Origin of the sequence: uncultured Phocaeicola sp. (assembly GCF_948499155.1) — a bacterium.
In the GTDB taxonomy this organism is placed as follows: domain Bacteria; phylum Bacteroidota; class Bacteroidia; order Bacteroidales; family Bacteroidaceae; genus Phocaeicola; species Phocaeicola faecalis.
Genome location: NZ_CAOOSE010000006.1, coordinates 147,260 through 170,806 on the forward strand (window position 1 = coordinate 147,260; position 23,547 = coordinate 170,806).

A 23,547-nucleotide genomic window follows, 5' to 3' on the forward strand; every position below is an offset into this window, starting at 1 on the left:
AGAAAATACTGCTGTTGAAAGCAAAGGTATTTCATGGCTCTTCTTGTTATTTGGGTGGGAAATACACTGTGATAATGAAATTATTGGTTTTAATCGGTTCGTTCTCTTTATTTTTTGCCGGGTCTATTGGCTTGATGCTTTTAACAAGCCGAAGGGCTTCCTCATCCAACTTTTCTTCGCCGGATTTGCGGAAAAGCCGAATTTGGGATAGATGACCTTGTTCATCTACGGCGGCTCTAATCATTACTGCTTTTTCGTTCTTTGCATCCCAGTCTTTGTATTTGTTGTTCTCTCGGAAATAGTTTTTCCATTCATAGAAGAATGGAGTGGTAACAACTACTGTATCTTTGGAATCGGATGTATCGATATGAGTCAGGGATGAGGCGGTCTTTTCCATCTCTTGATAGCCGGACGGTGCAATCACTTGCACTCCGGGAGTTGTTTGAGCGGGAGTCAGTGTGTGGCTGTCTTTTATATCACCTATTAATATATAGTTGTTGTCGTCTTCCGAAAAACTATTGATTAATTGAGTCCATTTGCTCTGTTCATCTTCAGTCATGCCGGTAGCCGTAGACAATGTTGTTTCCATCTTTCCTTTCAGGTCGCCCGGGTCGAAGTTCTGCACGAAACGTCCTTCCATGAAAGCCAAGTCGGGGTATTCTATTTCGATATTTGCCAAATAATCATTGACGAACTTCACATAACTGCCTTTTAGGGTTGACTTGTCAATCAGAATGTAGCGGAATCCACTGGCTTTTGAGCCAAAGGCCCCTGTCGTCAGTTTTGTCATCAAACATACTATGTAGTAATCTTTCAATTCAGTAAAACTATGGCGGATGATTTCGCTGTTTTCAAAGTCTGTGGTGAAGACAGGATATAGTTTGTTTTCTTGGGCAGAATAATGATAGAGGGAGTCCTGGCGCGGCACCCATGAGAATTGCATAAAATCAAAAGACGTAGTGTTTTTCGTATTATATACTTCATTGCTATAATCATCGCCTACGTAGAACTGCTCACCGTTGACTTGTTGAAGTATATTTCCTTTAAAATCTTGTTGCCATACTGTCATATTGTTTTCCAACCATTTAAAAGGAATCATTCCCATGGTGAGTTGTCCTTTCTGCGTATCGATGTTGAATACTCCTTTGGGTATCCGGTTGGGAAGCGGAATGGGAGGGAGTGCATTTCCCTGCATGTCAAAAACCAGTATCTTGTTTGTTGTCCAAGGAAGCAGATAAATACGGTTGTTCTTTTCGTCTATTTGGTCGTCATACAGCACTTTATATTCGTTGGGGCCTTGTCCGAAGCTACCTATCTGATGGATATATTTCCCTTTTTGGTCGAATAGTTTATAGGGCACTTGACCGAAACCATGGATGCCGATATAGTGCTCTGAAACGGAGATTCCTCCTTGCCTGACCAATGCCGTTTCTGTGTTTTCCAACTTAATTAGCCGGAGGCTGTTTGTCAGTGCGCTGAGCGGTATAATTTGTTCTTTCTCTTTTACCTTGGAAAGGTGGAGAGTAGTCAGGGTATCGTGGTTATCAACTTGGCGAGAGGCCACAATGGGGCATTCATCAAGTAATCCGCCACCTGTTTGTTGGTTGTTTGAGGGATTGGAACAGGCAAATAAGCCGAACAATAATCCAATGTATAAAGAATAAATAGTGTATTTTCTCATCCGGATGTTATTAACAGGTTGAAAAGTGGCCGTAAGGAAGAGATACGGCCACTTATAGAGAGGTGTTCTGATTATAATTTGAATATAACCGGAACGGTATATCCTACGCGTACAACTTTACCCCTTTGCTTGCCGGGTTTCCATTTGGGCATAGAATTGACCACCCGTAATGCTTCGTCATTGAGCAATGGGTTGCCGCCTCTGATAATTTCGGGCGTACTGATAGAGCCGTCTTTTTCTATCACAAATTTAACTGATACCTTTCCCTCTACCTTTTTAGCTTTTGCTTCTTCAGGATATTTCATATTAGTCATGAGGAATTTCAAGCAAGCTGCCATACCGCCGGGGAACTCAGGCATTTCTTCTACAATCTGAAATAGTTGGTTATCATCGAAATCGGAGTTGGATTTGGCTTGCGTGCCATTGCTTTTGGTGTTGCCTTTAGCGGTATCCATTATTTTCTGATAGCCGGTGCCGTCTAATGAAAAGATGAGCGGAACAGTGTAGTATACTCTTACTTCTTTCCCTCTTTGTTTTCCCGGTTTCCATTTGGGCATAGAATTGACCACTCGCAATGCTTCTTCATTGAATATTGAGTTGTCACTTCGTACAACTTTGGCATTTGTAATGCTTCCGTCCTTTTCTATAACGAATCTCACCGATACTTTACCTGTTATTTTGTCTTTCTTGGCTTGCTCGGGATACTTGATGTTATTGCTCAGGAACTTTAAGCATCCCATCATGCCGCCGTCAACGTATTCGGGCATTACCTCAACGATGCTAAATATCGGGTCATCGTCTTGGTAAACTGCCGGTGTATCAATGGCCTTGGTTTCAGGCGCTTGAATGGCTGTCACCGTCTCGACCACCTCACTGGTGATGCGTTCGGTAGTCCGTGCCACCGTTTCAATGTTGCTGACCAAGAGTAGAGCAGCGGTCAGCGGTGCAAACAGGGCATATTTGATACGGCCTGCTGTGCGGGTTCTTCTTTTGTTCATCATAATAATGCGTTTCTTTAAATGTAATAAGTTGAAGTTATTATATAAACCGGTTTGTTTGTGTTGGTTGGCAAGCCCCAGCAGATGATACTGGTACTGCTGCCTGTTGGTTCCCGACTCCATAACGGTGTGGTCGGCAAGATATTCCAAGTTCAGTCTGATTTCACCTTTCAACAGCCACATGAAAGGATTCATCCAACAGATGATATTTACTATTTCACTGACAATGACATCAATGGAATGAAGCTGACGGGCATGTGTCAGTTCGTGTGTCAGGATGTCTTGTTTCTCATTTTCTTTCAGTTCCGGCAGATAGATAAAAATCCAGTGCCAGAATGAGAAAGGATTGTTCGGCGAAGGAAGGCTTTTTATCCGAATACCATTCACTGTTTCTTCTTTGCTTATCAAAGAGAGCCGGAAGATACTGAGCAATTGGATGATGAACCGGACGGAGAGCAGCACTACTCCGGTGAAATACACCCATGTAAACAGGGACATCAGTGTGGGAGTGGAGGCAGTAACCGTGGCGGTTGCTATTTCATTATTTGTGTTTGTGTCGTTGGTGATTAAAAGTGTATAATAGTCTGCCAGTTCGTATATGGCAGGCTGCTCTTTTACCCATGTCTGTATGTTGAGCAAGGGGTAAAGGAAAGAAAGCGTGAGAAAGCTAAGCAGAGCAATCCGGCGCCATTTAAAGAATGTGTCGCTGCCGCAAAACAGTTTGTAGAAAGCATAGAATAAGGCAATGCCTGCATTCACTTTCAGCATGTAGATAAGTTCGGGAGCCATAGTATTAACTGTTGATGAGGTTATTCTTCTTTTCCTTTTTCTATCAGGTCGATAATGTCTTTCAGGTCGTCTGTCGAAATCTTTTGTTCTTTGGCGAAGAAGGACACCATTTCCTTGTAAGAGTTGGCAAAGTAGTTTTGTACTACTCCTCCCATGAATGTACGCTTGTATTCGCTTTGCTTTATCAATGGAGTATATTGATAGGTGTTTCCAAAGCGCCGTGCGGCTACATATCCTTTACGCTTCAGATTATTGACAATGGAAGCGACGGTGGTGTAGGGCGGCTTTGGCTCCGGGAATTTTGAAACAATCTCTTTCACAAAGCAATCTCCTATGCTCCAGATGTAGAGCATGACTTCTTCTTCTTGTATTGTTAGTTTTTCCATAAGTATATGAGTTAATTACGATATTTTCGCAAACTTACGAAATTGTCGTAATTAAACAATGCAAGGAGGGTTAATTAATGCAAAGAGGGTGCATTAAATTAGTGATTGGCTATTTCCGTGCCGGTGAGACAGTCCGGCGGGATGTCCGGACAGCTATACTTATGGTTTGTTGTGCTGAGGGTTAGCTCATTTGTTGCATATCACACAGTTTCTTGTAATATCCGTCCATGGCCAACAAGTCTTCGTGCTTGCCGCGTTCCACGATGCGTCCTTCGTGCAGAACGCAAATCTCGTCTGCATTGCGGATAGTGGACAACCGGTGTGCGATGGCAATGGTTGTTCTGTTTTTCATTAATTTCTCCAAAGCATCCTGCACCATTCGTTCGCTTTCGGTGTCGAGTGCCGAAGTTGCTTCATCTAAAATCAGGATAGGAGGATTCTTCAGGATAGCTCGTGCAATGCTGATACGTTGGCGTTGGCCACCTGAAAGTTTACCGCCCCGATCGCCAATCATGGTGTCGTAACCGTTTTCGCTTGCTATGATGAAATCGTGTGCATTGGCTATCTTGGCAGCTTCAACCACTTGTTCCATGGTGGCGTTTTCTACACCGAAGGAGATATTATTATAAAAGGTATCATTAAACAGGATAGCTTCCTGGTTGACATTGCCCATAATGCTGCGCAGGTCGTGCAGGGTTGTATCTTTTACATTTATGCCGTCTATCAGGACTTCACCCTGTTGCACGTCATAGTAACGGGGAATAAGGTCTACCATGGTAGATTTTCCGGACCCCGACTGTCCGACGAGTGCCACCGTTTTTCCCTTTTTTATGGTGAGGTTGATATTTTGAAGCACCCATTGGTTCTCATATTTAAAGCATACGTCACGAAACTCTATCTTATCTTTCAGTGGACCGACGGGAATCGGAGTCGGGCTTATTTTCATCTTGTTTTCTGCCATTAGGATTTTGTCTACACGTTCCATGCTGGCAAGCCCTTTGGGTATGTTATATCCGGCCTTCGAGAAATCTTTCAATGGATTGATAACACTGTAGAGGATGGTCAGGTAAAAGATAAAGGAAGGAGCGGTGATGGTGTTGTTGTTGTGTAATATCAGTGTGCCTCCAAACCACAATACGATGACAATGAGTATTGTTCCCAAAAACTCACTCATCGGGTGTGCCATTTGCTGGCGGATATTAACGTGATTGATGGTATTGCGGTATAGATTGTTGGACTCAGTAAAGCGGGCATTCATCTTCTTTTCGGCATTGAAAGCCTTGATGATGCGCAGACCGCCAAGTGTCTCTTCCAGTTGTGACATTAAATCACTCCATTGTCCTTGGGCGATAAGCGAGCCGCGTTTCAGTTTCTTTCCTACTGTTCCCATTATCCAGCCCATGATGGGGACAATGGCGATGGTAAACAAGGTAAGTTGCCAACTGATGATGATAAGCGTCGTGAAATAAGAGATAATAAGAATGGGGTTTTTGAGTAACATATCCAATGAGGACATGATGGAGTTCTCTATTTCATTTACGTCACCGCTCATGCGGGCTATGATGTCGCCTTTTCTTTCTTCCGAGAAAAAGCCGAGAGGAAGACTGAGTAATTTTTTATAAAGTTGAACCCTGATATCGCGGACAATACCGGTACGGATGGGAATCATGGTGGCGGAAGAGAGGAAATAACATCCTGTCTTTAAGAAAGTCATACAAGCCATGAATAACCCCAGTAGCAAAAGGGTGGTGCTGGGGCCGTACTGGTTGATTAGTTCTGTGATGTAATATTGGAAATTGTTGATTACAATATCCTTGATGGAAGCGTCGGCATTCCACGGCATGAAAGTATAAGTGGCTTTCTCCATCTGAAACAGGATGCTCAGTATGGGCACGATGAGTGAGAAGGAGAAGATGTTTAAAACAGCTGATAATATATTGAATAGAGTACTTAAAGCTAGGTACTTCTTATAGGGAGGTACGAACCGACGGAGTATCTGTATAAATTCTTTCATGATTAATCTGTTGATTGATGGGCGCAAAGGTAGTAAAAAGCCATGAATAAAATGGAGGAAAGTGATAAAAGATGGGAGAGGGGGCGGAAAATTCTGTCTGAGGGTATATCAAAAATCTAAAGGAGCCGTTACGATTATGGGTATTAAGGAACTCCATGTCGATAGGAGAAATACTGGGTTACTGATGCGGGCGTGATGGGGATGTGTCAAAATTCCCCTTTTATTGAGAGTTTCGACACACTCTTATCATGTATACCTTTTGCAATTATTGTTTTTTATGCAATATATAATGGTCAGCCAATTCACCGGTTATTTCTTGTTTATACCTCTTTGGGCTTATGTCTGTTTTTTATCTCTTTCAGCCTTGCATATACGTGCATGCGGCTGAGGGTTATCTGTCGGCGATAAACAATACAAGTGGTGAGGAAATAAATGCCGGTTTGCAGCCACAGGGCATGATACTCTGTTGCAACATCGGGCAGTGTGGCCCCCATATTATTGATTCGCACAAAGCCGTTGATGCCGAAGGTGGAGGGAAATATCCATGAAATGATTCTCCAAAACTCGGGGATGGCAGAGCCGGGCCATGAGATGCCTGAAATGAATAATAAGGGCACGGATGTGAACACGTATATCATCATGCAGGCTTCGCGGTGGTGAATAAAGATGGAACAGGTCATTGCAAAGAAAATGCATGCCAATATATAGGGAAGCACGAAAGCGAAGAGTGTGCTTGGCTGTGCTATCTGTACCAAACTGAATATTTGGGGTACCAGACAAAGCATATAGACTGACATGATAATGTAAATCATGAAATAGGTGAGTGACTTGCCCAGAACGATGCGGAGTGTGCCGTGATAATGGCGGCTTAAAGGAACTAAGTCGCGGAAACGGTTGGTCTCACGGGCTGTTCCGGCAGACAAACCGATACCCAGTAGCAGTGTTTGCTGAATGATAAGTATCAATACGGCAGGAATCAGAAAACTGGCGAATCCGTTTTGCGGGTTGAAGATAGAGACGTCTTCATACTCGATGGGCGAGGCACTGACTTCATCCTGACGGTTGGTGGTATTACCGGAGCGTTCTATCTTTATTTGTTTGTTCATTGCCAGAGATGCATTGGTGTTGGCAGTCAACATGGCTTTGTAATACAACATTCCACTCATGTCACAGTAAAGTGTGACACGGGTTTGAATCCCTTTGGAAATGTCACGGCTGAAGTTTTCGGGAATATAAATGATTCCATAGGCTTTTCCGTCCTTCATCAATGTCTTGGCCTCTTCCATATCTGCACAATAAGAAATGATGTGGAGGTCGGGACCGGCATCAACCAACCGTAGATATTCCCGGCTGAGCGTAGAACGGTTGTTGTCTACTACCACTGCAGGTACTTCGCGAATGGTTTCGTTCGTATATATAAAGGTATAAAGTAATGGGTATCCCAGTGGAACCAAGATAAAGAAAATCAATACACCTTGGTCCTTTACCACCGCTTTCAGCTCTTGCCACCAAATATAGAACAGGTCTGAAATGCCTTCCGAAACGATCTCTTTGAATTTCTTTTCTTTCATGACAGATTTGTTTTAGGGGATATATACATAGTGCAGTAACACGGTGCGCAATCTTTTCAGGATGAAGAAGGGCAATAGCATGAACAGCATGAGTGCCACTACCGAATGCCATGCATAAATCAGAGGATAGCCGTTGAGTGCCAAATTGACGTAGATTAGGAAATAATGCCGTAAAGGAAACAGGTAGGCTAATCCTTGCAATACAGGATTCATAGCCATAACCGGAAAGCTCATTCCTGAGATGGAGAAAGAAATGACTCCCCATAGCGAAGCTGTGCTCAAGGCCAGTCGCATGGTAGTGAACAGTCCGAATAGGAAAATGCCAAAGGCTTGTGAGGACAATACCAGTAACAATCCTGCCAGAAGCATAGGGAGGATGCCGCTGTTGCATGGATAATGCAGGAAACCATACAGGTATACATTATAAAAGGTGGCCATGATAAAGAATACGATGGTCTGTGGCAACAGTTTGCCGGATAGAGCCAAAGTGACGGAATTATCGGCCATTTGCATCCATTCTTTCTGGGTATTGCCTTTTATTTCGCTTCCGATGGTATAGATTGTAGTCATGAATATCAGTAACATCAAGATACCCGGTATAATGGTATTGCTCAGGTAAACGGAATAGTTCAACCAAGGGTTGTTCAGGATGTGAGAATCAATGACAATAGGTTGTAGGAAAGCCACCGCTTGGTCGTCGGTAGCACCTTTGGCACGTAAAGTGGCGCGACCGATGGCACCGCCTGCCAGTTCGGACATGGTGCGCTGGTCTTTATAAAGCAGTGACCCGGCTACCAAGTATGAGTAGTTGGTGTAAAACGAGACTTTGGGCTGACGACTGGCTAGCGCTTTTTCCGTCGTACCTTCGGGAATAAAATAAAAAGCATAAATCTTTCCTTCCTGCATGGCTTTGCGTGCATCGGCAAAGTCGGCATAATGCGCCACAATCTTGGTTTGCTGAAAAGCATCCAGATTGCGGATAATGCTGCGGGTGGTTGCCGTGTTGTCCAAATCGACAACACCTGCCGGCATATCTGTGGGAAGTCCGTTCCACATCAGCGTTGTGAAGAAGATGTAGCAGAACAAAGGAGCTATGACCATGCAAAACAGGTATAGCGGCCTTGTGGCAATGCGGAACACTTCGCGTTTGGCTATCTGAAAGATAATATGCGTTGTTTTCATTTATTTCTCTATAATGGCGCTCATCCCGGGACGTAAACCTTCTACCTTCTCCACAGGAACAGCTTTGACTTCGAATGTCTTTAAATCAAATTGTCCGGTTGTTTTTGTTGCTTTCCATGCAGCGTATGTGCCGAGGTCTTTCATATAGGTTACTCTGAACTTCACTTCTTTATCGAATGCAGGGATAAAAGCGTTGATTTCTTCTCCTACAGTGAAGTCTTTCAAGAAATCTTCGCGCACATTGAAAGTTACCCACATATCATCCAGTCGGGCAATATTCATAATCGGAGCACCGGTTCCGACCAGTTCGCCTACTTTGGGAAAGATTTCAGTCACCTCACCGTCTGCGGCGGCTGTGAGAATTGTTTCGTCTATATAAGAAGACACTTCGGCTACTGCTCCTTTGGCACGTTCCACTTGTGCGGCGGCAGCTGCTTTGTCTTCTTGTTGAGCACCGTTTTTAGCCATTTCGTATTGTGAACGGGCAGCTTTCTCGGTGGCTGTCATCGCGTCAAACTGTGCTTTGGCTTCATCGCGTTTTTGTGCGGACATTACACCTTGCTGGAAAAGGCTGTTTACACGCTTGTACGATACTTCGGCAATCTCTACTCCGGCTTTGGCTTTCTGCCACATTTCGAAGGCAGCCTGCAACTGTTCCCGGCGAGTTCCGCGCTGTGCTTTCTCGCTGATGGCCCGGGCTGCTTGTTCGGCGGCTTGTGCCTGTGATAACTTAGCCATTACATCGGGAGCTTCGAGGATAACCAGTGTATCGCCGGCTTTAACCTTGTCTCCTTCTTTTACACGGAATTCAAGAATACGTGCCGGAACTTTACCGGATACACGGTATTCGTCTGCTTCTGCTTGTCCCTGAATGATTTCGGGGTCTTTGCCCAATGTGAAGAAACCTATCAGAGACACGACTACAATGACTGCCGTCAGTGAAATGAATGCCAGCAAAATGTTGCTGCGTTGTGTTCTTTCTGCCATATCTTGTTCTTATTTTAATGTTCCCATTGATTTGCGTAAATATACTTGAGTCAATTTCACGTCTATCTGTGCGTCTATCTTGTCCGATTGAGCCGACAGCCATGCTGTTTGTGCTTCCAGCACATTGCTGGTGGGGATGACACCTTCGCTGAAACCTAATTTGGCGTAACGGAGGTTTTCTTCCGCTTTTTCCATATTCTTGGTAGCCATTGCCAGTTTCTTTCCGGCTTCGTTTACTTTGAAAGTGGCTTGATTGACTTGCAGTTCTACCTTTTCTTTTACGTCTGACAACTGATAGCGGGCAATATTAGCTTCGGCTTTGGCTGCTTTTACTTTATACATTCCTTCGCCCCAGTTCCAAATGGGTATTTTTACCAATGCACCTACCGCCCACATACCACGGAATTTGTTTTCGAAGCCGTTGACTAACGAAGGGTTTGTCACCATATAATTGGCTGTTAGGGCCACAGTCGGCAAGAAGTCAGCGCGGGTGACATTGACTTTCTGTGCATATATTTTAGTAGCCAGATCGAGACTCCGCAATTCCTCGCGGTTGGCGAGGGCAGTGGCAACATTGTCGGCAACCTGTATTTCATCGGCAACCAAGAGATTTTCTACATTCTCGTCCGCCAATCGAATCTCCTCATCCAAAGGGATACCGCAGAGCTGGCACAATACCATTTTAGAAAGACTCAGTCCGTCTTCCACTTGTGTCAGTTTCATTTCAGCTTCGTTTACTTTCACCTTTACGCTGAGGCCGTCAGCTTTGGTAGCCACTCCTTCGGTAATCATTTTGTCTACGTCACCATCCAGTTGTTGTACGAGCTTGAGATAACTTTCAGCCAGCTTTTTTTTGTTTATCAGCGATATGACCTGCCAATAGGCTTGGTCGGTACTAAGAATGATATCTTGCATGCCGGTGGCATGTTGTGATTTGGCCAGTTGTTCGGCATATTGGGTTATCTTGTTGTAGGCCACTATTTTCCCTCCCATAAAGATAGGTTGGGTGAGGGTGACGGCACCTGCATACATATTGCGAGTGTCGGTGTGTAAAGCATCAACCAGCCCTTGTCCTACGCCATTCAGTTTGCTCCCTATGCCTGGAATGAGTGGAGCCAACGGTTGTAGCAGGGCACCCAGTTCGGGACTGGAAGCGGCCAGTTGTTGAAATGTTTCTTGGAGAGAGCCTTGAGCAACAGTCCCGATATTGCTGAGTGCTCCTTTTTGATCGTTACTTAATAAGGAGATTTCTTTTTGGGTACGCATATACGTTCCCATAGCAGCAATCTTGGGTAAATAGTTAGTAAAGGCAGCTTTCTTTTCATAATGCGCCACATTTATTTTCTCAGCGGATATGCGTAACTCTTTATTGTTTTTTAGTGCCATAGCACGACAACTATCCAGCGTCAGCATGTTTTGGGCTGAACCCCCGACTGATACCCCTATAAATAGGATGAAACCGAAAATTCTCTTCATTTTGGTGTTGTTGCTTATGTGTTTAAAGTTGCTTATGCAACGATGCAAAGATACGACTAAAATGTGAATAGGCAATATCAGCCGAATAAAAAGATATAAAAAAAGAGAAACCGGATAATCGGCTTCTCTTTTTTTATGATATGACGGGTAAAGGAATTTATTTCATGGTAAATGCCTGCTGGCCTATCATAGTGCCTTCGGCAAAGATATATACATGGTAAGTACCTGCCGGAAGGTATTCTTCCACATCCCAATAAACGGTCACGTTTTGTTCTTCTCCTGTATATTCGATATACTTCTTGATGGAATAAGTCAGTTCACGGTTTTCATAAGGGAATGTATTGGATGCATTCTTGGTCAATACATCGTTATCCGGTTTGGCAATGCGTATATATAATGTACGCTCGCCTGTCTTTGCAGTGATGTTCTTGACGATTGTAAAGGAAACAGCTATCTTCTTCACATCTTTCACCTTTTTGGCTTCTCTTCCCCGCTTGTTTTTGGGAAGGACAGTGATGGCGGTTGCATCCAGTTGTGATGCCAAGGTCACCTTTTCATTCAGATTCTTCTTTTCTTGAGACAGGTTGCTGATTTGGCGGGTTGCCTGCGTATATTTCTGTTTTACTTCATGGTTCTCTTCTGCCAAAGCCTGATTGAGCTTGTTCAGTGAATCGATTTGGATAACATAGGTGCGCAGTACGGCACGGACAGTTTTCAGTTCCTTTTTCAGTCGCATGATTTCAGCAGCATTGCTTGTTTTTACCTGGCGCAACTCTTCTAACAGTCGTTGAGTCTTCAATTTCTCACTTTCCAACCTTTCGCGCAGGGAGTCATTGCTGATTTGTACCTGAAGTTCATCATATTGAGTTGCAAAAGTGGTGTACTCATTCTCCATCTCCAGTTTCTCAACAGCAAAGAGTTCACTCATTTCTTTATTTTCCTTTGCCTGACGGAAAGCATAGAAAGAAACTCCGCCGATGATAACAATCAGCAGAATAATGACAATAATCAGTTTTTTGCTCTTATCCATAGTGTTACATTGATTTTTTGACAAAAGTACAATATTTTGCGCATACTGCCCGAAAATAATTACGGAAATTTTTCTCTAATTCGGAATATCATTGTAACTTTGCAGTGCCTTTAAGAAGACGATTTTATTATCAACTTTAAACAAAATATAGAGATTATGTCAAAAGTAACCGTAGTAGGCGCAGGTAACGTAGGTGCTACATGTGCAAATGTTCTTGCTTTTAACGAAGTAGCAGACGAAGTAGTAATGCTGGACGTTAAAGAAGGTGTATCGGAAGGTAAAGCAATGGATATGATGCAGACAGCTCAGTTGTTGGGCTTCGACACAAACATTGTTGGTTGCACTAACGATTATGAAAAAACAGCTAACTCTGACGTTGTTGTTATCACTTCAGGTATTCCTCGTAAACCGGGTATGACTCGTGAAGAACTGATTGGTGTTAATGCAGGTATCGTTAAATCTGTAGCTCAGAACATTCTGAAATATTCTCCTAACGCTATCATCGTAGTTATCTCTAACCCGATGGATACTATGACTTATTTGTCATTGAAAGCTTTGGGCTTGCCGAAGAACAGAATCATCGGTATGGGTGGTGCTTTGGATAGCTCACGTTTCAAATACTTCTTGTCTCAGGCTTTGGGTTGCAATGCAAACGAAGTAGAAGGTATGGTAATCGGCGGTCACGGTGATACTACTATGATTCCTTTGACTCGTTTCGCTACTTACAAAGGCATGCCTGTTTCTAACTTCTTGTCTGAAGAAAAGTTGCAGGAAGTTGCTGCCGCTACTATGGTAGGTGGTGCTACTCTGACTAAATTGCTGGGTACTTCTGCATGGTATGCTCCGGGTGCAGCTGGTGCATTCGTTGTTGAATCTATCATCCACAATCAGGGTAAGATGGTTCCTTGTTCAGTTTACTTGGAAGGCGAATACGGTGAATCGGATATTTGCTGTGGTGTTCCTGTAATCTTGGGTAAGAATGGTATTGAAAAGATCGTTGAATTGCCTTTGAACGAAGACGAAAAAGCTAAATTCGCTGCAAGTGCTGCTGCTGTTCGTAAGACTAATGCTGCTTTGCACGAAGTTGGTGCTCTTTAATCCAAACAATAAATATTAGTAAAAGGGACTGTCTGATAAAATGGACAGTCCCTTTTTGATAGTATTCTATCTCTGGGTCAGTTATTATTCCTGGGGATTTAACATATCAACCAAACACCTGTCCCCGGATGTTGTCTCCTCCGGTTTTTCAACCTCTGCATACGTTTTGAGTGCCCTAAGTCGTTTCATTAGTCGGACTAAGCGTTTTCGTCCTTTCGATTATGCCTGTCTGTCGGTCGAATTACTACAGTCTTCGGCAGCAGACTGTATAGTCCGTTGCAGTGGACCGTACATGTACAGTCCATTACCGGAGACTGTAATAATCTGTCGCTCAAGAAGCCTTGGTTGTCCGTAAAAAATGGCTTAATCTTACTCTTGTTTGAGGTAAGTACCTCCTTCCCTTTATTTGATATCAATGAAGATAGCGGGAATCTCCTCGTTTCCACTTGTCCAATGCTTGAGTTTGTATTCGGGGTGGAGGAGAGAGTTTGTGTCTACCCATTCATTGAGAGAGGATAAAACGGATTTGCCATTGGTGTCGATGAAGTTTACATCATATTTTGTTAGATTTGTACCGTTGGTAACTCCGGTGGATAATCCTTCGTAATACCTGTAAAAGCAGTTTTCAATATAGCTTGAGGCATCTTGTCCGGTAATTATACCAAATGAGGTTTTATTAGAAGTATAGCAATCTACATAGCAATTAGAGACGGTTAGTGAACCGCTGCTGGAAGCTAGTATTCCTTTGCCATAAATTCCTCCTCTAGGGCCTCCGGATTTTGGTCTGACAAGTGTATTCTTAACGAAGAAACTATTTATTATTTTTCCACTTGCTTCTCCCGCTGCCCCTCCAATACATTGCGACTCTAGATGACAAGACACAACAGAACAGTTTACTATCGTCCCAGTTGAAAAAGCAGCTATACCACCTGCACGGTTACTAGATGTTCCTGCTGAGTTTAGAACTGAACAATTTATGATATACCCTTTATTATAACCTGCTAATATTCCGACATCTGATTTAGTTGTAGTATTGTTGTTTTTTGCTCCATTTATGCAAAGATTCTTAATGATTGCGTCTTCTGAGGTATATCCAAAGAGAGCACTTTTTTTATAATCGACTTGTGGTGTTAGATTATAGATAGTAAATCCTTGTCCATCAAATGTGTCATTAAAAGCATTACCATTTATTCCTATAGGCTTCATCCGTTTACAATCTTCGTCCGTCAATTCAATATCGTTCAGAAGTCTATAAGTGGTAATGCCATCTTTTGTGATGCCGAAGTCGCTCAGCGATTTACCATTGTATTCCTTATTGTTGATTAACAAACTGAATGCAATCAAATTTTCAGCAGAAGAGATTCCGATATTCGATTGTTCATCAAGAACTTTGATATTACATGCGTATTCGTAATTGCTTAAGAAGGCTTGTGGTTTTAGTTCTTTGATGAAACTTTTATGATTGGTGATAAGCTCGACTCTCAAACCGGTATTTTCACTTGGAGGAATGATAAAGGAATAGCTTTCGGAAGAATCTCCGGCACTGATGGTCGTATGGCTTTGCTCTGCATTGAGTTTCAGGTCTGCTGTGGCAGGAATAATCTTGTCAACAATGACAGGTGCCGTCAGTCTGATTTCTTTTATTTCTCCTTGTAATTCTTCGCTGATGTGAAAAGTGAGCCGGGAAAAGAGATGTTTAAACTGAAATTTGATTTCTTGGCCAGCCTCAAATTTGTCTTTTATGTAAAGGATATCCTCCAACTGCCCTTTCGAGTATAGGTCATCATACAGGTTGTCTGTATAAGTCGGGTATAGAGCAACAATATCGGTTGTTCCTGATAAATCAGTCCATACAATGGGCAAGTCGCTTTCCCATGTATTTCCCGAATAGGTGAAAATGCGGTTCTCTAATTGTAGACTTCCCGTGGCATTCAGCAGTGTCCGGCTGCCTGAAGGCAATGAAGTGGGAGGATTGTCTGTCAGGCTGTTAGTAAACCGGCAGCAGTTGCCTGTAATGATGCTTCTATCGCTTTGGATAAAATCGGTAAGGTTATCGGAACAGGCGCATACGACTGATACCGATAACCCTAATAGTAAATGAGTATATTTCAATTTGTTCGTTTATTTAGTCTGATTGTTGTCATGCTTCCTCCGGGATAGAAAACTCCTTGTCGGCAAACAGTTCCATTAATCCTGATATCTGTTTCAGACGTAATAGTTCGTCGGCATCCATTCCGATATATTTCTTAATCCATTCATCGCTCATTCCGGCTTTAGTGAGCTCTGCTACAATGTCGACCATAAGTTCGACACTGTGGGTGCCGCGGGCACGGTTGTGGCGGATGGTACTTGCCATTCGGTTGGATAAGTCTTTCTCAATAACCACCACCGGCAATAACCCTTTTTCGCGTTCAAATACTCGTTTGGAAGTTCTGAGAACGCAGTAGCGGTGATAACCGTCTACGAGTTCGTAAACATCTTCATCCGGAATATAATAACAAACGCAAGGCATGGTGTATCCGTCTTCCCAAATACTAAGTTCGAGCAGTTTCATTTCGGGGGGCGCTACATGGTTGGGATTATAACTGTTGGCACGTACCTTTTCTACCGGTACACGGCGTACATGATATACAGGACTTTCGTATTCTTTTTTCATCTCATTATATTTTTGTATTTTTTCATCACTTTATCTCTTCTCTGTTTTTCCTTTTTGGTCAAGGCAAATCCCATGTATTTGCAAACGTGGTCATTCTTCAGAATACATATACACATACGTTTGTAAGTTGGAATTTCTTTGAATTCAGGGATGTCTATATCGTCCAGATAGTCCATTTGTACAGGCAGCTTGTCTGTCTTATAGTTGGTCGTTTTCTGCACATGTATATTTACGCCTAATTCATTTAATTTGCGTATGGTTTCCAGGCTGAGGCATCCTCCCCGATACTTCCAGAATTCTCTGCTGACTTTTAGTTTTTCAAGATAAGCGTTTTTCATATCTTCGGGGAGTGTCTCCAAAAGAAAATACATATACTCTTTCCATGTATAGCCTTTGGGCAGTTTTATGGTTTGCCACCCCATGGCACGGGTTCCTCCGTAGATGCCTGTAAAGTTCACGCCATTTACCCGGCCCAACATTCTTCCCCATGTGTTAGGGTCGATGGCTTTGTAAAGTTTCAGAGTTTCCTGAGCTGTACTTAAAAAAGGACTGGCAACACGTTGCTTGTCCAAGGGGACTCCTGCTTTATAATATAGTTCATAAAGTTGATTAAAGGGCCATTTGAAGCGTGCATAGGCCACCCATATATCCTCGGTGCGCCAATCATAGATGGGGTAAAGGTTAAAGAGGTCGTAGCCTATTCTGCGTGACCATTTTAAATTATGATATGTAAACAGGCGATTGTTGCTGTAAATCGTTCTCCAGCGGTCGAGGCTTTCTTGTGTCCGGATACCTACTAGACAGGCGGTGCGTACAGCATCCTTCTTTTTGTGATACCATCTTCCGAATTCCACTTGAAAATTATAATCCCACATTTCATCGTTATAAAAAGGGAAGTCTTCCTTCTTATAGCAATTCTTTGGCATCGGACGCACCCAGTTGGCGTGCATCTCTTCATCCCAAGGGCGCCAGAACTGTTGATACATGGATGCACAGGTAACTACCTTGAATGGCACACATACATGGTAAATCTCCAGAATATCCAGATTCTGTCTGAATGTTTCTTCTACATAATCTGTTGTCATTTGGTATTGTGCCTCATAATCCATATGGAAGACACCAATTTTTCTATTCAGATTATGTTCTCTGATGTAATCAATGCATAGGTTAAGCAAGACTCCGCTATCCTTGCCTCCTGAAAAGGAGACGTAAATATTATCAAACTCAGCAAAAATAAATTTTAGTCGTTTCTGTATCAGCTCGTAAACATTCTCTGTGTTAGTTCCCTTTTTCTTCATTTTTATTTGTGTTGGTGTATATCATTTTAATATAATTGGTCCATTGGTGTTCCAGTTTGAACCCTAATTTCTTGAATATGTCCAGGTGTTTGGATAATACAATCGCAGTTATATCTTTTTCTACATCGATTTGGCTAAAAAGAAGTTTCAGTAATTCTCCGTCGTCTTCTTTGAGATAGTAGTTATTAATGACTGAAGTATTTTTTTTGTCTTCCACAGGCAGAAAGCCCACTACTTCTTCTTGGTCGTCTACTGCAATATACCATTGATAATTTTCCGTAGTCTTGAATGGATAGTTGTTATTGGCCTTCAGTACTTTCGGATTCATTACTAGCGGACCTATTAATGGGTATAAATCGGCGTCCAAACCTTTTAGTTGTATTACTTTCATAGAATAATCAATTTATGAGCTTTTCAAATTGGTACAAATTTATAAATAAACTTTGGAATTTTCAATAAAAAACGCTGCCATACCTTCACAGGCGGGCAGCGCAAGCTACAATACAAAATACAAATACAACTAAACGAGATATTTTTTATGCTAATAGAATGCTTTATACAATTCCTTGAGCCATCATTGCGTGAGCCACTTTCATAAAGCCGGCAATGTTTGCTCCTTTCACATAGTTGATGTATCCGTCGGGTTCTGTTCCGTACTTCACGCATTGTTCATGGATGCCATACATAATCTGATGCAATTTATCATCCACTTCTTTTGCGCTCCAACTCATGTGCATTGCATTTTGACTCATTTCCAAACCTGATGTTGCTACGCCACCTGCATTGACTGCCTTACCCGGTGCATAAAGCATCTTGTGTTCGATAAATGCATCAATAGCTTCGGGGGTACAACCCATGTTTGATATTTCTCCAATGCAAAGAACGGAATTTTTTATTAAATTGCAAGCATCTTCGCCATTTAATTCATTTTGAGTTGCACAGGGCAGTGCAATATCTACTTTTACTTCCCATGGACGACGTCCTGCAACGAATTTGGCGTTCGGATATTTTTCTGCATACGGAGCTACGATATCATTTCCTGATGCACGTAATTCCAGCATATAGTCTATTTTATCACCGCTGATGCCGTCCGGGTCATAAATATATCCGTCCGGGCCGGAGATGGTTACCACTTTTGCTCCTAATTCTGTTGCTTTAGTCACAGCACCCCATGCCACGTTGCCGAAACCGGAAACGGCTACAGTTTTACCTTTAATGTCGATACCTTTATTTTTAAGCATTTGGTTTACAAAGTACAGGCCACCGAATCCGGTTGCTTCGGGACGGATTAATGAACCACCGAACTCCAATCCTTTACCGGTAAATGTACCCGTAAATTCGCGGGTGAGTTTTTTGTACATACCGAACATATAGCCGACTTCACGACCACCTACACCGATATCTCCGGCCGGTACGTCCATATCGGGACCTACATGACGCCATAATTCAAGCATGAATGCCTGACAGAAACGCATAACTTCAGCATCGCTCTTACCACGAGGTGAGAAGTCAGAGCCGCCCTTACCTCCGCCCATAGGCAGTGTGGTCAGTGCATTCTTAAATGTTTGTTCGAATCCTAAGAATTTCAGGATAGAGAGATTTACTGATGCATGGAAACGAATACCGCCTTTGTACGGACCAATGGCGTTGTTGAACTGCACGCGGTAACCTAAGTTTACCTGCACTTTGCCTTTGTCGTCCACCCAAGGCACCTTAAATGTAAAGATACGATCCGGTTCCACTAATCTTTCGATAAGTGATGCCTTTTCAAACTCCGGGTGTTGATTGTATATGTCTTGAATGGAGAGCAGCACCTCTTTAACTGCTTGCAAGTACTCTGATTCACCAGGGTGTTTGGCCTCAAGAGAAGCCATGATTTGATTGATATCCATAATAGTTTGCATTTAAGGTTTTGACAAAATGAAATTCATTTCTGATGCAAAGGTATGTTTTTATCCGACTTGGCAAAATATTTTTGCGAAAAAATTAGGGTTGCTATAATAAAAAGTTAATAGGAGGGTCTTTCCCTTAATTCCCAAAAGTTCTTTTTTCTTGCGAATAAGTTGCATAAGACAATATTATTAACGTATTTTGCTATTACATTATCTGTGTAAATCTAAGAATTATGCTCAGCAAGTTAAAATTAAATCAGCTGTATTTCAAGGATACTTCGTTTGTAAACCTTATGACCAAACGAATATTTAATGTCCTTTTGGTTGCCAATCCGTACGACGCTTTTATGTTGGAAGATGATGGGCGAATTGATGAAAAGATATTTAATGAATACATGAATCTCAGTCTTCGTTATCCACCTCGTTTTACACAGGTGTCTACCGAAGAGGAAACTTGGAAGCAGTTGGCGAATACCACATTCGACCTTGTAATCTGTATGCCTGGTTCCGACAACAGTGATACATTTGAAATTGCACGCAGCATTAAAAACAAGTATTCCCATATTCCATTGGTTGTGTTAACTCCGTTTTCTCATGGCATTACCGCACGTATGGAACACGAAGATTTGAGCATCTTTGAATATGTATTTTGTTGGTTGGGGAATACTGACTTGTTGGTCTCTATCATTAAACTGATAGAAGACAAGATGAATTTGGAACATGACGTAAAAGAGGTTGGTGTGCAGATGATTATGCTGGTAGAAGACTCCATCCGTTTTTATTCTTCCGTGTTGCCTAATTTATATAAGTTTGTTCTGAAGCAGAGTCAAGAATTTGCTACTGAAGCATTGAATGCTCACCAACGTACACTTCGTATGCGGGGACGTCCCAAAATCGTTTTAACACGTACATACGAAGAGGCGATGGAATTATATAATAAATATGAGAAAAATGTATTGGGCATCATTACCGATGCGCGTTATCCCCGTGGTGGAGTGGTAGACCCGATGGCAGGTATAAAGCTGCTTGCCGAAATTCGTTCTCGTGATCCTTTTATTCCTTTGATTCTCCAATCAGCAGAAGTCAATAATAAGGTATACGCCGGCAGATACGACGCGAGTTTTGTGGATAAGAACTCTAAAAAAATGAATATAGACTTGCGTGAAATCATTTCCGAGCATTTTGGTTTTGGAGATTTTATATTCCGCAATCCTGATACATTTGAAGAGGTGGCGCGTGTGCGCAATCTGAAAGAGTTGCAGAATATAATCTTTGCCATTCCGAAGGAGTCTTTGCTCTATCACATCAGTCGCAATCATGTCTCTCGTTGGCTCTACTCCCGTGCCATGTTTCCGCCTGCCGAGTTCCTGAAGCAGATTACTTGGAAGTCTTTGCAGGACATAGATGCGCATCGTCGGATTATCTTCGAAGCGATTGTAAAATATCGTAAGATGAAGAATCAAGGTGTAGTGGCGGTATTCCAGCGTGACCGTTTTGACCGCTATTCCAACTTTGCCCGCATCGGCGAAGGCTCTTTGGGAGGAAAAGGGCGCGGACTTGCCTTTATAGACAATATGGTAAAGCGTCATATAGAATTCGAAGAGTTTGAAAATGCCACTGTCGTTATCCCTAAAACGGTGGTGCTCTGTACCGATATCTTTGACGAGTTCATGGATACCAACGGACTGTATCAGGTGGCTCTGAGTGATGCGGATGACGACACGATATTGAAAGCTTTTCTTCGTGCCAAGCTGCCCGACCGTTTAGTAGAGGACTTTTTCGCATTCTTTGATGTGGTGAAGTCTCCGATAGCCATCCGTTCTTCCAGTTTGTTGGAAGACTCCCATTATCAACCTTTTGCAGGTATTTATTCCACCTATATGATTCCATACTTGGAGGACAAGTATGAGATGTTGCGTATGTTGAGTGATGCCATAAAAGGTGTCTATGCCTCGGTTTATTATAGAGACAGTAAGGCTTATATGCAGGCCACCAGCAATGTCATTGATCAGGAAAAGATGGCTGTCATCTTGCAAGAAGTGGTGGGAACACAATATGGCGACCGTTTCTATCCGTCTATTTCCGGTGTGGCCCGTTCGCTCAACTATTATCCTATTGGCGACGAGAGGGCGGAAGAAGGTACGGTGAGTCTGGCATTAGGCTTGGGTAAATATATTGTAGATGGAGGATTGACTTTGCGTATCTGTCCGTATCATCCGAATCAAGTTTTGCAAACCAGTGAAATGGAGATAGCCCTTCGCGAAACCCAAACACAGTTCTATGCACTTGATTTGAAGAATGCAGGTCACAATTTTTCTTTGGATGACGGTTTCAACTTGTTGAAACTTCCGGTGAAAGAAGCCGATAATGACGGAGCTTTGAACTTTATAGCGTCCACTTACGATCCTTATGATATGGTGATTCGTGACGGTATTTATCCGGGAGGCAGAAAACTGATTACTTTTGCCAATGTATTGCAGCACGATGTTTTCCCATTGCCCCGCATATTGCAACTGGCTCAGGAATATGGGCAGAGTGAGATGCGTCGTCCTGTCGAGATAGAGTTTGCCGTAACGCTGAATGCGCAGAAGAAAACAGGTGTGTTTTATCTGCTGCAAATTCGTCCGATGGTAGATATCAAGGCTGTTCTGGATGAGGATTTGAACCTTATTAAGGATGAGAATGTTTTATTAAGGAGTAATAATTCATTGGGGCATGGCATTATGGAGGATATTTATGATATAATCTATGTGAAAACGGAAGGCTATACAGCTTCAAACAATCCTACCATTGCGTATGAAATAGAAAAAATGAACCGTAAATTCCTGGATGAAGGCAAACATTATATACTGGTCGGACCGGGACGCTGGGGAAGCAGTGATTCTTGGTTGGGTATTCCTGTGAAGTGGCCTCATATTTCGGCTGCCCGCATTATAGTGGAAGCCGGTTTGACCAATTATCGTGTAGATCCGAGTCAGGGAACACATTTCTTTCAGAATCTGACTTCTTTTGGAGTGGGTTATTTCACTATTAATTCGTACATGAATGATGGCATATATAATCAGGACATACTCAACGCACAACCGGCGGTAGAGGAAACTCAGTTTATCAGGCACGTCCGTTTTGATAATCCTCTGATAGTGAAGATGGACGGAAAGAAGAAACAGGGAGTGGTGATGTTGCCCGAATAGTGTTCCAAATTGCACAAAATGTGTTCTAAATATCGATAAGGGTAGTAGGACGTTTAACTTTTTACTATATTTGCACGATTTTTCGAGTATAAATTTAATTAACTAGACAATGAAAAAGAATCTTTTTTATTATTTGTTTGCTGTGATATGCACGGTAGGATTATTTACCTCTTGTAGTGATGATGACGAAAAGGTGCTCTGTCCTATTGGAGAAACAACATTTACAGATTCAAAAGGTTTACAATTGACTTATAGTGGGGAAATGATGCTGGGGAAGAGTGTTATTTTTACTCCTAATTCATCTGATGCAACAAAAGCGACTTTGACTTTAACAGGGAATGGAGAGTTGGCTATGACAGACGGTAGAGAAACCCCTATGCCTCCTGTCTCTGGTGTTATTCCCGGACAATCAACTACAACGTTGAATATTGAAAATATGGTAATCGATGGCAATAAGGTGATATTTGAGGGAGTGGAAGAGTCTAACGGTTGCATTATAAAATATAAGGGTGATGCAATTTCAGGAGAAATGAATTTGGCGTTGGAAGTAACCATGCCGTCGAATCCTTTAACTAATACTTCTTGGAATATGGCTCCTACAGGCAGTATGTGGGAAGGTGACCCGATGGCTCCTATTCATGTGAAATGGGATGCAGATGAATTTCCTTTTAATAGTGGTACTTGGGATATTAATTCTGCTATTACCTTGATATTCAGTATGGCTCAAATAGAAGGTAAGCGTATACCGGAATTGCTGTCAGGTGTATTAAATAAGGTGACTTTCCTTCCTGATGGAAACATTCAGGCAGAATATAAGGATGCTCTTACGGATACAGAGTGGAAGACTTCGGGTTTAAACATTGCTATGTATACCGTAAAAGACGGTAAAGTGTTTTTGTTTTTGAATTTGGCTCAGATATTAGCTACGGTAAATGAACGTGCAAATGATGGTATGAATGATATTGTCGCAAGTCTGTTACCTCAGCTTCTGCAAATGGTAAATATAGGTATACCTTTGTCGTATATTGTTGGAGAAGATGGAAAGATGACTGTGTATTTGGGTACAGAAGTATTGTTGCCTATACTTAAAACAGTAGCCCCATTGTTTGAGGATGAAGAATTTGTAGCTCGGTTGGTGGATATGCTGAAAGAACAAGCTGGAGGAATGGCAGGATTAATAGAACCGTTTTTGAAACCTATTTTGGTGGCAATGCCTCAAATCGTTTCTACCACAAAAGATATTCAGATTGGATTGAAATTAGTTCAGGCAGAGAAATAATGAGTTTTTTTGAATGACT

17 protein-coding genes are annotated in these 23,547 nt (G+C 42.3%); 3 read left to right on the top strand and 14 right to left on the bottom strand.

The annotated features are described in order from the left end of the window. Positions 1-46 precede the first annotated feature (46 nt). The 9 genes from QYT14_RS06920 to QYT14_RS06960 all read right to left on the bottom strand — a co-directional run bounded on the left by QYT14_RS06920 (position 47) and on the right by QYT14_RS06960 (position 12,114). Complete coding sequence (locus QYT14_RS06920) at positions 47-1,681, bottom strand: 6-bladed beta-propeller (RefSeq protein ID WP_288324593.1); 1,635 nt, start codon at positions 1,679-1,681, stop codon at positions 47-49. A gap of 71 nt (positions 1,682-1,752) precedes the next feature. Beyond that, on the bottom strand, positions 1,753-3,468 hold the full coding sequence (locus QYT14_RS06925; RefSeq protein WP_288324594.1) for a M56 family metallopeptidase: 1,716 nt from the start codon (positions 3,466-3,468) through the stop codon (positions 1,753-1,755). Between the two features lie 20 nt (positions 3,469-3,488). Beyond that, a complete protein-coding gene (locus tag QYT14_RS06930; protein ID WP_237040028.1) occupies positions 3,489-3,854 on the bottom strand; it encodes a BlaI/MecI/CopY family transcriptional regulator in 366 nt (121 codons plus the stop codon). 181 nt (positions 3,855-4,035) lie between these two features. Then, positions 4,036-5,868, bottom strand: a complete 1,833-nt coding sequence (locus tag QYT14_RS06935) for an ABC transporter ATP-binding protein (protein ID WP_288324595.1) — start codon at positions 5,866-5,868, stop codon at positions 4,036-4,038. 320 nt (positions 5,869-6,188) lie between these two features. Continuing rightward, on the bottom strand, positions 6,189-7,439 hold the full coding sequence (locus QYT14_RS06940) for an ABC transporter permease (RefSeq protein WP_288324596.1): 1,251 nt from the start codon (positions 7,437-7,439) through the stop codon (positions 6,189-6,191). A 12-nt stretch (positions 7,440-7,451) separates the two neighbouring features. Continuing rightward, a complete protein-coding gene (locus QYT14_RS06945) occupies positions 7,452-8,621 on the bottom strand; it encodes an ABC transporter permease (protein ID WP_288324597.1) in 1,170 nt (389 codons plus the stop codon). Further along, a complete protein-coding gene (locus QYT14_RS06950) occupies positions 8,622-9,608 on the bottom strand; it encodes an efflux RND transporter periplasmic adaptor subunit (protein ID WP_288324598.1) in 987 nt (328 codons plus the stop codon). It abuts the gene before it with no gap. A 9-nt stretch (positions 9,609-9,617) separates the two neighbouring features. Continuing rightward, positions 9,618-11,084, bottom strand: a complete 1,467-nt coding sequence (locus tag QYT14_RS06955; RefSeq protein WP_288324599.1) for a TolC family protein — start codon at positions 11,082-11,084, stop codon at positions 9,618-9,620. 157 nt (positions 11,085-11,241) lie between these two features. Next, positions 11,242-12,114, bottom strand: a complete 873-nt coding sequence (locus QYT14_RS06960) for a hypothetical protein (RefSeq protein WP_237040035.1) — start codon at positions 12,112-12,114, stop codon at positions 11,242-11,244. Positions 12,115-12,270: 156 nt separating this feature from the next. Between QYT14_RS06960 and mdh the strand changes: the two genes are divergently transcribed. Continuing rightward, complete coding sequence (gene mdh / locus QYT14_RS06965; protein WP_237040036.1) at positions 12,271-13,212, top strand: malate dehydrogenase; 942 nt, start codon at positions 12,271-12,273, stop codon at positions 13,210-13,212. A gap of 402 nt (positions 13,213-13,614) precedes the next feature. On the opposite strand, the gene QYT14_RS06970 is transcribed toward mdh, so the two are convergent. The 5 genes from QYT14_RS06970 to gdhA all read right to left on the bottom strand — a co-directional run bounded on the left by QYT14_RS06970 (position 13,615) and on the right by gdhA (position 19,058). Continuing rightward, a complete protein-coding gene (locus QYT14_RS06970; RefSeq protein WP_288324600.1) occupies positions 13,615-15,324 on the bottom strand; it encodes a fimbrillin family protein in 1,710 nt (569 codons plus the stop codon). 28 nt (positions 15,325-15,352) lie between these two features. After that, positions 15,353-15,868: a ParB/RepB/Spo0J family partition protein gene (locus QYT14_RS06975; RefSeq protein ID WP_005935734.1), complete on the bottom strand. Its 516-nt coding sequence runs from the start codon at positions 15,866-15,868 to the stop codon at positions 15,353-15,355. After that, positions 15,865-17,166 (bottom strand): DUF3440 domain-containing protein, encoded by a 1,302-nt coding sequence (locus QYT14_RS06980; protein WP_288324601.1) that lies wholly within the window; start codon positions 17,164-17,166, stop codon positions 15,865-15,867. Before QYT14_RS06980 ends, QYT14_RS06975 begins: the two co-directional genes overlap by 4 nt. Beyond that, positions 17,147-17,557: a hypothetical protein gene (locus QYT14_RS06985; protein WP_237040039.1), complete on the bottom strand. Its 411-nt coding sequence runs from the start codon at positions 17,555-17,557 to the stop codon at positions 17,147-17,149. The genes QYT14_RS06980 and QYT14_RS06985 overlap by 20 nt, the downstream gene beginning before the upstream one ends. Positions 17,558-17,720: 163 nt before the next feature. After that, complete coding sequence (gene gdhA, locus QYT14_RS06990) at positions 17,721-19,058, bottom strand: NADP-specific glutamate dehydrogenase (protein WP_237040040.1); 1,338 nt, start codon at positions 19,056-19,058, stop codon at positions 17,721-17,723. A 233-nt stretch (positions 19,059-19,291) separates the two neighbouring features. Here gdhA and QYT14_RS06995 point away from each other — a divergent pair, with 233 nt between their 5' ends. Continuing rightward, complete coding sequence (locus QYT14_RS06995) at positions 19,292-22,249, top strand: PEP/pyruvate-binding domain-containing protein (protein ID WP_288324602.1); 2,958 nt, start codon at positions 19,292-19,294, stop codon at positions 22,247-22,249. Positions 22,250-22,358: 109 nt separating this feature from the next. Continuing rightward, positions 22,359-23,528, top strand: coding sequence for a DUF4925 domain-containing protein (locus QYT14_RS07000; protein WP_288324603.1), 1,170 nt, complete (start codon positions 22,359-22,361; stop codon positions 23,526-23,528). Positions 23,529-23,547 lie beyond the last annotated feature (19 nt).

Excerpts from the sequence above, each read along its gene's own strand:
- mdh (WP_237040036.1), top strand. The coding sequence starts at position 12,271 with ATGTCAAAAGTAACCGTAGTAGGCGCAGGTAACGTAGGTGCTACATGT.
- QYT14_RS06980 (WP_288324601.1), bottom strand. The coding sequence starts at position 17,166 with ATGAAGAAAAAGGGAACTAACACAGAGAATGTTTACGAGCTGATACAG.
- QYT14_RS06945 (WP_288324597.1), bottom strand. The coding sequence starts at position 8,621 with ATGAAAACAACGCATATTATCTTTCAGATAGCCAAACGCGAAGTGTTC.
- QYT14_RS06940 (WP_288324596.1), bottom strand. The coding sequence starts at position 7,439 with ATGAAAGAAAAGAAATTCAAAGAGATCGTTTCGGAAGGCATTTCAGAC.
- QYT14_RS07000 (WP_288324603.1), top strand. The coding sequence starts at position 22,359 with ATGAAAAAGAATCTTTTTTATTATTTGTTTGCTGTGATATGCACGGTA.
- QYT14_RS06975 (WP_005935734.1), bottom strand. The coding sequence starts at position 15,868 with ATGAAAAAAGAATACGAAAGTCCTGTATATCATGTACGCCGTGTACCG.
- QYT14_RS06935 (WP_288324595.1), bottom strand. The coding sequence starts at position 5,868 with ATGAAAGAATTTATACAGATACTCCGTCGGTTCGTACCTCCCTATAAG.
- QYT14_RS06930 (WP_237040028.1), bottom strand. The coding sequence starts at position 3,854 with ATGGAAAAACTAACAATACAAGAAGAAGAAGTCATGCTCTACATCTGG.
- QYT14_RS06955 (WP_288324599.1), bottom strand. The coding sequence starts at position 11,084 with ATGAAGAGAATTTTCGGTTTCATCCTATTTATAGGGGTATCAGTCGGG.
- QYT14_RS06950 (WP_288324598.1), bottom strand. The coding sequence starts at position 9,608 with ATGGCAGAAAGAACACAACGCAGCAACATTTTGCTGGCATTCATTTCA.
- QYT14_RS06985 (WP_237040039.1), bottom strand. The coding sequence starts at position 17,557 with ATGAAAGTAATACAACTAAAAGGTTTGGACGCCGATTTATACCCATTA.
- QYT14_RS06925 (WP_288324594.1), bottom strand. The coding sequence starts at position 3,468 with ATGGCTCCCGAACTTATCTACATGCTGAAAGTGAATGCAGGCATTGCC.
- gdhA (WP_237040040.1), bottom strand. The coding sequence starts at position 19,058 with ATGGATATCAATCAAATCATGGCTTCTCTTGAGGCCAAACACCCTGGT.
- QYT14_RS06920 (WP_288324593.1), bottom strand. The coding sequence starts at position 1,681 with ATGAGAAAATACACTATTTATTCTTTATACATTGGATTATTGTTCGGC.
- QYT14_RS06960 (WP_237040035.1), bottom strand. The coding sequence starts at position 12,114 with ATGGATAAGAGCAAAAAACTGATTATTGTCATTATTCTGCTGATTGTT.
- QYT14_RS06995 (WP_288324602.1), top strand. The coding sequence starts at position 19,292 with ATGCTCAGCAAGTTAAAATTAAATCAGCTGTATTTCAAGGATACTTCG.